At 50.3% G+C, this 9,629-nt stretch carries 8 protein-coding genes; 5 read left to right on the top strand and 3 right to left on the bottom strand.

The genetic code is table 11. The annotated features are described in order from the left end of the window. Positions 1 to 3 precede the first annotated feature (3 nt). The 3 genes from IPL17_RS24845 to IPL17_RS24855 form a co-directional block, all read right to left on the bottom strand. Positions 4 to 1,914, bottom strand: coding sequence for a prolyl oligopeptidase family serine peptidase (locus tag IPL17_RS24845; protein WP_345309778.1), 1,911 nt, complete (start codon positions 1,912 to 1,914; stop codon positions 4 to 6). 81 nt (positions 1,915 to 1,995) lie between these two features. Next, a complete protein-coding gene (gene mnmA / locus IPL17_RS24850; protein WP_345309779.1) occupies positions 1,996 to 3,060 on the bottom strand; it encodes a tRNA 2-thiouridine(34) synthase MnmA in 1,065 nt (354 codons plus the stop codon). Between the two features lie 54 nt (positions 3,061 to 3,114). Further along, on the bottom strand, positions 3,115 to 4,575 hold the full coding sequence (locus IPL17_RS24855) for a PLP-dependent aminotransferase family protein (RefSeq protein WP_345309780.1): 1,461 nt from the start codon (positions 4,573 to 4,575) through the stop codon (positions 3,115 to 3,117). A 150-nt stretch (positions 4,576 to 4,725) separates the two neighbouring features. On the opposite strand from IPL17_RS24855, the gene IPL17_RS24860 reads away from it, so the two are divergent. The 5 genes from IPL17_RS24860 to IPL17_RS24880 all read left to right on the top strand — a co-directional run bounded on the left by IPL17_RS24860 (position 4,726) and on the right by IPL17_RS24880 (position 9,465). Next, entirely contained in the window at positions 4,726 to 4,974 is a 249-nt protein-coding gene (locus tag IPL17_RS24860; RefSeq protein WP_345309781.1) for a DUF2917 domain-containing protein, read from the top strand. A gap of 237 nt (positions 4,975 to 5,211) precedes the next feature. Continuing rightward, complete coding sequence (locus IPL17_RS24865) at positions 5,212 to 6,801, top strand: amidohydrolase (protein WP_345309782.1); 1,590 nt, start codon at positions 5,212 to 5,214, stop codon at positions 6,799 to 6,801. Positions 6,802 to 6,818: 17 nt separating this feature from the next. After that, entirely contained in the window at positions 6,819 to 7,793 is a 975-nt protein-coding gene (locus tag IPL17_RS24870; protein WP_345309783.1) for an ABC transporter permease, read from the top strand. Next, positions 7,786 to 8,682: an ABC transporter permease gene (locus tag IPL17_RS24875; protein WP_345309784.1), complete on the top strand. Its 897-nt coding sequence runs from the start codon at positions 7,786 to 7,788 to the stop codon at positions 8,680 to 8,682. The genes IPL17_RS24870 and IPL17_RS24875 overlap by 8 nt, the downstream gene beginning before the upstream one ends. An 87-nt stretch (positions 8,683 to 8,769) precedes the next feature. Beyond that, positions 8,770 to 9,465 carry an ABC transporter substrate-binding protein gene (locus IPL17_RS24880; RefSeq protein ID WP_345309785.1) on the top strand — a complete coding sequence of 232 codons (696 nt, stop codon included), beginning with the start codon at positions 8,770 to 8,772 and terminating at the stop codon, positions 9,463 to 9,465. The last annotated feature ends 164 nt before the right edge of the window (positions 9,466 to 9,629 follow it).

Raw genomic sequence — 9,629 nt, forward strand, 5'->3', positions numbered from 1 at the left:
GGATTATGGTTTGAGATATTTCGCAAAGAAATCCGTGATGGCGTTGTAGCAGGTCACACGGTTTTCATACTTCAACACATCATGACCTTCATCCTCAAAGACCAACAATTCCAATTCTTTCCCTTTTGCCTTCAATTGTTTGACAAGATCTTCCGACTCTGCCGCGACCACGCGCGGATCATTGCGTCCCTGAATGACCAGCATCGGCGCTGACATGTTGTGGAGATGAGTCTTCGGGGAACGTTCGATCAGGTCAGCTTTTTCTTCTGGAATAGCGGGGTCACCGATCGCGATCTTGAAATACGGCTTCCAAGTCTCCGGGATGCGCTCAGAGAAAGTCAACAGGTCATATGGTCCGAACATATCGCAGGATGCCTTCCAGAGGTCGGCATGCAGACTCGCTTGCATCAAAGTCATGTAACCGCCGTAGGAACGTCCGACCACAGCCGCGCGTTTGACATCGACGCGCTTATCTTTCGGGAGAATCTTCGTCATGGCATGAACATGGTCGAGGCGGTCCTGTCCGCCCCAATCGCGGTCAACATGCTTGACATACTTTAAGCCATAGCCCGTTGAACCGCGCACATTCGGGACGAAGACGGCAAATCCGCGCAGGGTGAGGAATTGGATCAACGGCATCGAGAACCACGCGAAGTCCGGGCGTTCCTGTCCCTGCGGACCGCCGTGAATGTAGTACACCAACGGACGCGGACCTTTGAATCCCAATGATTTTGCGGGCAAATACATGCGCGCCGAGACACGCAAACCGTCGTGAGAGATAAAGGAAGCATCTTCGCCTTTTGAAAGATTTGCATCCGGGATGCCAAGAATTCTTTCGCTGGTGTGGATGGCTAAATCAGTGCGCCTGTCACCTTCAATGGTATAGATCTGGGTCGGCGAAGTGGCTGTGGAGAAGGACACAGTGAATACATCTTCGATCGAATCATAATCAATATGTTCGAGCGTGCCATTATCAAAAGGCTCCGGTCCGACCAATGGATATTTGAGGTTCATGACAAGTTTTTGCTCATCAAAGATGCCCTCATATACCCAGGAACAGCCGTCAATATTGTATTGCACCAGATAGCGATCGTCCTTAAGATGGCTGATATTCTCCATCTCACCAACACCTTTATGCTCGATGCCTTTAAGTTTGATGGGCAGAAGTTCGCCCGGCTTCTTTAGGTCCATATAGCCGAGGCTGAAACTATCATCGAAGACAGCGCTGTACACGATCGCGCCCTGCCAACTCGGCGAGAATACACCTCCGCCAAGCCCGTTCAATGGGACATCTTCACCGATCTGGCGGTCTTCCAAAGGCTTGCCATAAAGCAATTTCATTTTCCCTTTGGACCACAAGTAAAGCACGCCATCGCCCACAGCATAACCGGTCCCGAGCAATAATTTGGTATGGTCCTGATTATGCCCGGACACACCCATTCCCCACGGGCTTTCTGTGATCTTTGTCAATTTGCCGGTCTTTAGATCACCGCGATACGTTTCGATCAAAGGCTTGTCACGGCGCTCCGCCGACAAATAGACAATGGCGTTTTCACGGTCACATTCACCGAGATGAACGCGGTACTCTTTAAAGAAATTCTTGAAGGCCGGTTCGGGGAATCCGCCATCGAGCGGGATCAGCATCGGCTGATAATTCTCATCCCCGTTGTCATCGATCATGACCAGGATACGATCCAATTCAGGGAAGGCGTAAAACGAATGTCCGCCGATCAGATGCGGATTTTGCAGCGAAATATGCGGGGGCAAAAGCGGTTCCGGCACACTGCCCCCGTAATGCATGGCGTATAAACTTAAATGTCCGGAAAGGTTGCTCAGGAAAAATATCCGTTCTTCTGCGAACTGAGGCACAACAAATAAACGAGCCGACATTAGAGATTCAACACGATAGTTCATTTGAAAATTCTCCTTGGTTATGGATCGCAGGCTTCAGCCTGCGATTTGTAGAAATAAGCGGACTGAAGTCCGCACTCCTTATTAAATGATGATTCCGCCGCCAAGCATCACCTCGTCCTGATAGAATACCGCCGCCTGCCCCGCGGTTACATCCCGAACAGGCGCATCAAACTTAACCGATACCCGATCCCCTTCCAATGGGCTGATCAGCGCTTCGACTTCCTTGGCTGTGTAGCGTATCTTGACCTGGGCACGGAATGGCTGTGATGGTATCTCTCCTGAAGACCAATTGACATCGCGCGCGGTTAATTCGGTAAAGCCAAGTTCATCGAGCGTTCCAACCACCAACGCATTATTGGACGCCTGCTTGGTAATCACATAAAGCGGAACAGGCGAAGCGACATTGAGTCCCTTGCGCTGGCCGATAGTGTAGTTGGCAAGTCCATCATGTTTGCCAATAATCTTGCCCCTCGTGGTGACAATTTCGCCGGGCTGTAATATCTCAGGCATATTACGCTGTAGGAATCCGCGATAATCTTCACCGGCAAGAAAACACAAATCCTGAGAGTCTGCTCTCGAAGCGGTCGGCAGACCAAAGTCCGCGGCGATGCGTCTTATTTCAGGTTTGGGAAACTCACCCACAGGAAAAAGCGCATGAGCAAGCTGATCCTGTTTTAAGACATGTAAAACATAAGACTGATCTTTGGAATGATCCACAGCGCGAAGTAATTTCTGCTTTCCGCCTTCATCCTTTATCCTTACATAATGCCCAGTTGCCATAAACTCCGCACCTAATGCGAGCGCATGATTCAATAAAAACGTCCAGCGAATTTGACGGTTGCACATCAAGCACGGATTCGGCGTTTCGCCGCGCGCATACCCGTCCAGAAAATATTGAACCACGGTTTCCCGAAAAACTTCCTTGGCATCGATCACATAAAATGGAATATCAAGGATACCCGCCACGCGCCGCGCCTGCGCCATCGCATCCGGCGTGCAGCAGCGATTGGATTCCTCCTTGCCGGGCTCAGACCACAGGCGCAGCATCATGCCGGTAACATCATAGCCCTGCTGTTTGAGCAGGGCTGCCGCCACCGAAGAATCCACGCCACCAGACATGGCGACAACTACTTTTTGCTGGGTCATAACTTGGTCATTATAATGCCCGTTGCAAAAATAGACCAAAATGCTGAGGCTATTTTAAGCTCTGCCGCGCCCGGCCAGCTCGACGATCATATCTCCCAGCCTTTCAAGCGCGCCCATGATGGGATACGACCATGCGGCCGCGTTCAAGCGAATGAAATTGTAAAACTGATTGGTTGGGGAAAAGAGATAGCCTGGGGTTAGCGTAATACCACCCTGAAGTGCAAGGGAATAGAGTTCAAGCGAATCCACGTTTTCAGGCAATTGGACCCAAAGCACATATCCGCCGGACGGATGTGTAACACGTGTGCCAGGCGGGAATGTACGAGTGACAGCATCGTAAAGCTGCGCAACCTTGCCGGCATACTCACGGCGTAACCGCCTAAGATGATGGTCATACCCGCCGCTTTCCAGGAACTCCGCGATCGCCATTTGAGGAAGCGTGGCTGTAGCTGAACTCAGCGTGAATTTTAGCCACTCGATCTCGGCTTTATATCTTCCAGGGGCGACCCAGCCAACCCTTAAGGACGGGCTGATATCTTTGGAAAAAGAAGAACAAAGCATGACCAGCCCTTTTTGATCAAAGGCCTTGGTGACCATTGGGCGTTTTTCTGTAAAAAAGATCTCACCTGATACATCGTTATCAATCAAAGGAATGTCATGTCGGGCAAGTAACTCCACCAGTTCCTTCTTCTTCTCGTCAGGGATAAAACTGCCTGTAGGGTTACTGAAGTTTGAAATGGTCAGAACTGCCTTGATCGGATTGTGCTCGATCGCAAACTGTAATGCGCCCAGACTGATTCCATCGCGTGGATTGGTTGGGATTTCCAGCGCTCTCAAACCATGCACTTCGATGATCTGGAGAGTCCCAAAATACATTGGGGATTCAACAGCGACAATATCGCCAGGCCTGCAGACAGCATGCAAACAAAGGTTGATCGCTTCAGTGGCGCCGGCGGTGATCACAATATCATTCGGGGAAAGCTGACAGCCACTGCTCACAGCACGCTGGGCGATCTGAACCCGCAATTCCTCCAAGCCAGATTCAAAATGGTATTGATGTGTCCCTTTACCAGCTTTTCGCGCGAGCCTCGACATGATGCGATTTATCCGTTCGGTTGGGAGCAGCTCAAGGTTTGGCATGGCAGCTCCGAGCTGGGCCAGATTCGGGTTGGCAGAATCGTTCATGACCATCATCACCAGCTCATGCAGGTTGACATGGCTGGGATCAAGGCTGGGCGCGGAGATTTCCAATTCAGGTAGTTTAATGTCCGTGAAGGCACGCACAAAATAGCCGGATTGGGGGCGCGCTTCGATCAATCCCTCGTTTTCGAGTATGAGATAGGCCTGCATCACAGTACTGATGCTAACAGCCTGCTGTTTGCTCATTTGTCTGACCGATGGAATACGTTCGCCCGGGCGAAAGGTTCCCTGCTGAATCAATTGAATGATCTGACGAGCCAATGTTTCATAGCGGTAATCGCCCGCAGGGCTGTTTTCAGTTTTTTGTTTGCTCATAATGTATGCAGTTTGATTGAAATTTGACCAGTACAGTTGATTATAACCAAAACTGTTATGAACACAACTCCAGTTAATTGCATCTGTACTTCTTTTTGATTTCAGGGATAATGAGGATAATAAAATTGTATTTGAAACAAAGGAGCACTAATGAACCTACCTTGGACTCAACATAAAAATATTTCAATTAAACTTCACCAGCATCAGGTTGAAAATTTAAAGGATGTGGAACCCGGCATGACCATCGTATGTGACGAAGGCGTTATCTGGCTGACAGAATCGAATGACTTGCAGGATTACGCACTCAAGCCAGGCCATAGCGTCATCATCCGCAAGAAAGGCAAGGTTTTGCTCCAAGCCGTGGATGAAGCGAACCTGCATATCATTTATCCAAACTAGAATTTCTTTAAAGGAATTACTGGCCTTAGTAAAATCGTGAGCTTACTCCTCCGATCTACTGGACGCTGCGGGGCAAGCGCGTCCATTTTTTTATTTAATAATTTTCTCTTGACCTGCGCCGATTTATTATGTATATTCACACCAATTAACAACAAAACCCTAAAGGTCTTTTTTATTTGAGACAGCGTCTCAATACCTTGAAGACCTTTAGGGTTTAAACTTACATGAGGAGAGAAAATGCCAGTCAAGGCAGATATCATCATCAATAACGCACGCGTCTTTACAAGCGACAAAAGCAATCCACAAGCTGAAGCAGTAGCCATTCAAGGCAAACATATTATTTTTGCGGGGACGAATGAAGGCGTTAAAGAATTTCAAGATCAGTCCACACGTGTGATTGATGGAAAAGGCTGCACAGTAACGCCCGGCTTCATCGATTCACATTTCCACTTATTGTGGGGATCCATCTGGATGGGAAGCGCGCAGTTATATGAAGCCAAAACCATGGACGATGTCCGCGAAGTTTTGAGGACATTTGCAGAACAAAATAAAACCAGCGCCTGGGTAGACGGACGAGGCATTCGATATGGAATTATTCCATCACGAAAAGAACTGGATGAGATCGTCTCGGACCGCCCCGTTTATATCAATGCGTACGATGGTCATACTTCATGGGCAAATACGAAAGCCCTTGAAATGGCGGGTATCCTCCAACCGGGCAAGGAAGCCCCGGGCGTCGGTGTGATCGTCCGCGATGAAAACGGGATCGCCACCGGTGAATTGCGCGAAACCGCCATGGGACTTGTTTCTGACTTGATCCCTGAAACCAGCGATGTCCGCAAACGTGAGCTGCTTAAGATGTCCATCAAGAAGATCAATGCCACTGGCGTGACCAGCGTCCACAATATGAACGGCGATATCAAGGAATTGATGGTCTTCGCGGCTCTGGAAGATGCCGGTGAAATGACGCTGCGCGTGTACACCCCGTATCACATTAAACCTGAAACCTCAGAGGCAAACCTGCAAGAAGCTGTCGAGATGGCACAGATCCAGGGAGATTTTGCACGCGGCGGCGCAGTGAAGTTCTTTATGGATGGCGTTTGGGAATCCTATACCGCTTTGAATATCGCTCCCTACGCGGACAATCCCGAAGCGAAACCAGATGGTATTTTCTCCGCCGAACATTTCACGCGCATGGCGGCAGCCTCCGATAAACTGGGACTGCAGATCTTCGTCCATTGCTGCGGCGATGGCGCAGTGAGGCGAACTCTCGACGGATATGAATCAATCCAAAAGTTAAATGGGAAGCGTGACAGCCGCCATCGCGTGGAGCATATCGAAGTCATTCATCCAGATGATCTGCCGCGCTTCAAGGAACTCGATGTGATCGCATCCATGCAGACGAGCCATGCGCCATTCAGCATCTCGGAAGGCGATGTCTGGCCGGCGCGCGTCGGTGAAGAGCGCTGGAAAAAATCCTTTGCATGGCGTGACATCAAGAACGCAGGCGCACACCTCACCCTCGGCAGCGACTGGACTGTAGCGCCGTTCGACCCGATGATCAACATACATGTAGCGCTTAATCGTGAGTTGTGGTCGCCCGACGATCCCGATCAACGCCTGACATTGGAGGAATGCATCCTCGGCTATACACGCGATGCGGCATACGCCGAGTTCAAGGAAAATGAAAAAGGACAGATCAAGGAAAACTATCTTGCTGACCTGGTGTTATTCTCGCATGATCTATTTGCAATTCCGCAGGAAGATATTTTGACCGCCAAAGCAGTGATGACCATAGTTGACGGAAAAATTGTTTTTGAGGCATAGACATATAAGGATTTTTCATGCTCAATTACGCCATAAGACGTATCCTGCAAACCATTCCAATCCTCTTCATCATCAGCATATTGCTGTTCTTTTTGGTGCGATCCGCGCCAGGCGGCCCGTTAACTTCAGCGCGGCGCAACCCAAATGTCACAAAAGAACAGATCGAAGCTATTGAAGAAAAACTCGGGTTGAATGATCCGCTGCCTGTGCAATACGGCAGATGGATCAGCGATATGTTCAAAGGCAATCTAGGCCAATCGATCAAGTTCCACCGCCCCGTCAACGAGATGATCGCAGAGAGAATCCCAAATACACTGACGCTTGTTGGAGCCTCATTCCTCCTAACGCTTATCGTGGCAATCCCAATCGGTATGTTGTCAGCTCGCAAACCTTACTCGCTGTTCGACTACGCCATGACCACGGTCACATTTATCGGGCAATCCATTCCCGTATATTGGCTTGGACTGGGATTGATCGTCGTCTTTTATGTCACACTTAAAAATCCTGCAAGCGGCGTCCCTTTCTTTCCCGTCGGTGGAATGAATACGCGCGGCAAGGAAGGCGAACTGCTGGATACACTCTGGCATTTGGTTCTGCCTGTAACAGCACTGAGCCTGGGCTGGATCGCATGGTATTCACGTTTTCTGCGCTCAAGCATGATGGATGTATTACATGAAGACTTTGTTCGCACGGCGAAGGCTAAAGGTGCGAGTGAGAATGCCGTTTATTATAAACACGCACTTCAAAATGCGATCCTGCCGCTGGTCACTCTGATTGCGCTCGACCTGCCGAGTCTCTTTGCGGGCGCGCTTTTTGTGGAGACGATCTTTTCATGGCCCGGCATGGGCCGCCTCTTCTGGGACGCGGCCAAAGGACGAGATTATCCCGTCCTGCTTGGTGTGGTTATGATCACGGCCGTGTTGATCATCTTTTGCAATATCCTTGCAGACCTTGCGTATGGGTGGCTTGACCCGCGGGTGAAATATGAATGAAGCAACAACCATCCAGGAACAAAGCATGGCGCGAGTCATTTTGCGCCGATTCTTCAAACACAAACTCGCGGGCATAGCCATCGCAATTCTGGCGCTGCTTGTGCTTGCCTCAGCCTTTGCTTTTGTGACGCCGTACAGCCCCACCGATCAGGAACCGACAAACAGCTTTCAGAAAATAAGCGCGGATCACTGGTTCGGGACGGATGAATTGGGACGTGATGTCTTCACGCGAATTTTGTATGGCGGTCGTGTCTCCCTGACAGTTGGTCTGTTCTCAACATTCCTTTCCATCACTTTGGGTGTGCTGGTCGGCGCGTTGAGCGGATACTTCGGCGGTTGGATCGACTCTGCCCTCATGCGAGTCACGGATGCCTTCCTGACCTTCCCCACCATTTTTGTGTTGATCATCCTTGGGGCTTTTTTACGCGAGCAACAAGTACCGTGGTTGAAGAACAGCGTTCTGATCGTCATCATCATCATCGCCGCGCTTTCGTGGATGTGGCCCGCCCGTCTCGTGCGCGGACTTTTTATTGTGCTGCGCGAACGAGAATTCGTCACGGCCTGCCGCGCGCTGGGCGGAAGCAGCACACGCATCATTATCCAGCACATCCTTCCAAATTGCATCGGCCCCATTCTGGTGAGCGGAACCCTGCAAATGGCTTCAGCCATCATTACCGAATCGGGATTAAGTTATCTGGGTTTCGGTGTTCAGCCCCCCACTCCGACCTGGGGAAGCATTTTAGCCACCGCGCAGAATCAAGTCTTCCGCGCCCCGTGGATCGCTTTTTACCCCGGCTTGATGATCTTCATCACCGTCATGGCAATCAACTACATCGGCGATGGTCTGCGCGATGCGTTTGATCCGTATGTCATTCATGCGGAGAAGTAATTTCACAACTCTGGAGTCGGACAGCTTGCTGTCCGCTGTACATCAGCAAGCCGATGTACTCCAGAAAAAATCGACAAAGGAGAAGAGATGAAACTAAAATTTTGGACCCTGTTCATGATCATCGGACTCGTGCTTAGCGCATGCGGAGGTGGAGGAACTACGCCAGCCACCGAACCACCTACAAGCGGAGATCCTGCCCCAGCAACAGAAGCAGCCTCGAGCGCGAGTGGAGGCGGAACCGTTACGCTGATAATTCCAGAAGAGCCGACCACGCTTAATTATTTCTTGGCGGATGCGGCCATCGTGCGTCAAGCTGCCGAAGCAACTGCGATGACCGGTCTGGCGACCATCAACGAAAAAGGCGAGTATGTCGCCACACTCGCACAGGAATTGCCGACACTGGACAATGGCGGATTATCCGCAGATTATCTAACCGTCACATGGAAACTGCGCGAAGGACTCAAATGGTCTGACGGCGAAGCGCTCACCTCGGACGATGTCAAATTCACAGTTGAAGTACTATCAAACCCAGATGCAGGTGCGCTGGTCGGCACAAGCGGATTTGATCTGATCACATCTGTCGAAACACCTGATGATCTTACAGCTGTTCTTACCTACTCGGCACCATATCCAGGTATCTGGATCAATTTGCTTATGGCCTATTTCCGCGCCATGCCACCGGCGAACCAGCCGACATGGCAAACTGGGAATGGAATCGAAACCCTGTTGGCGCAGGCCCGTTCATCGTCAGCAATTGGGCATCGGGCGAAAGCATCACCATGACCCGCAATCCAAATTATTACGAAACAGGAAAGCCCTACCTGGATTCGCTGGTCTTTGCCATCGTGCCTGAACCCGCCGCGCAAATCGCGATGATGTTAAATAGCGAGGCGCAAATGCAATTATGGCCCGGTGAATTCAAAGCCGATTACGATGAACTGCTAAAA

Source organism: Candidatus Villigracilis saccharophilus (assembly GCF_016711665.1).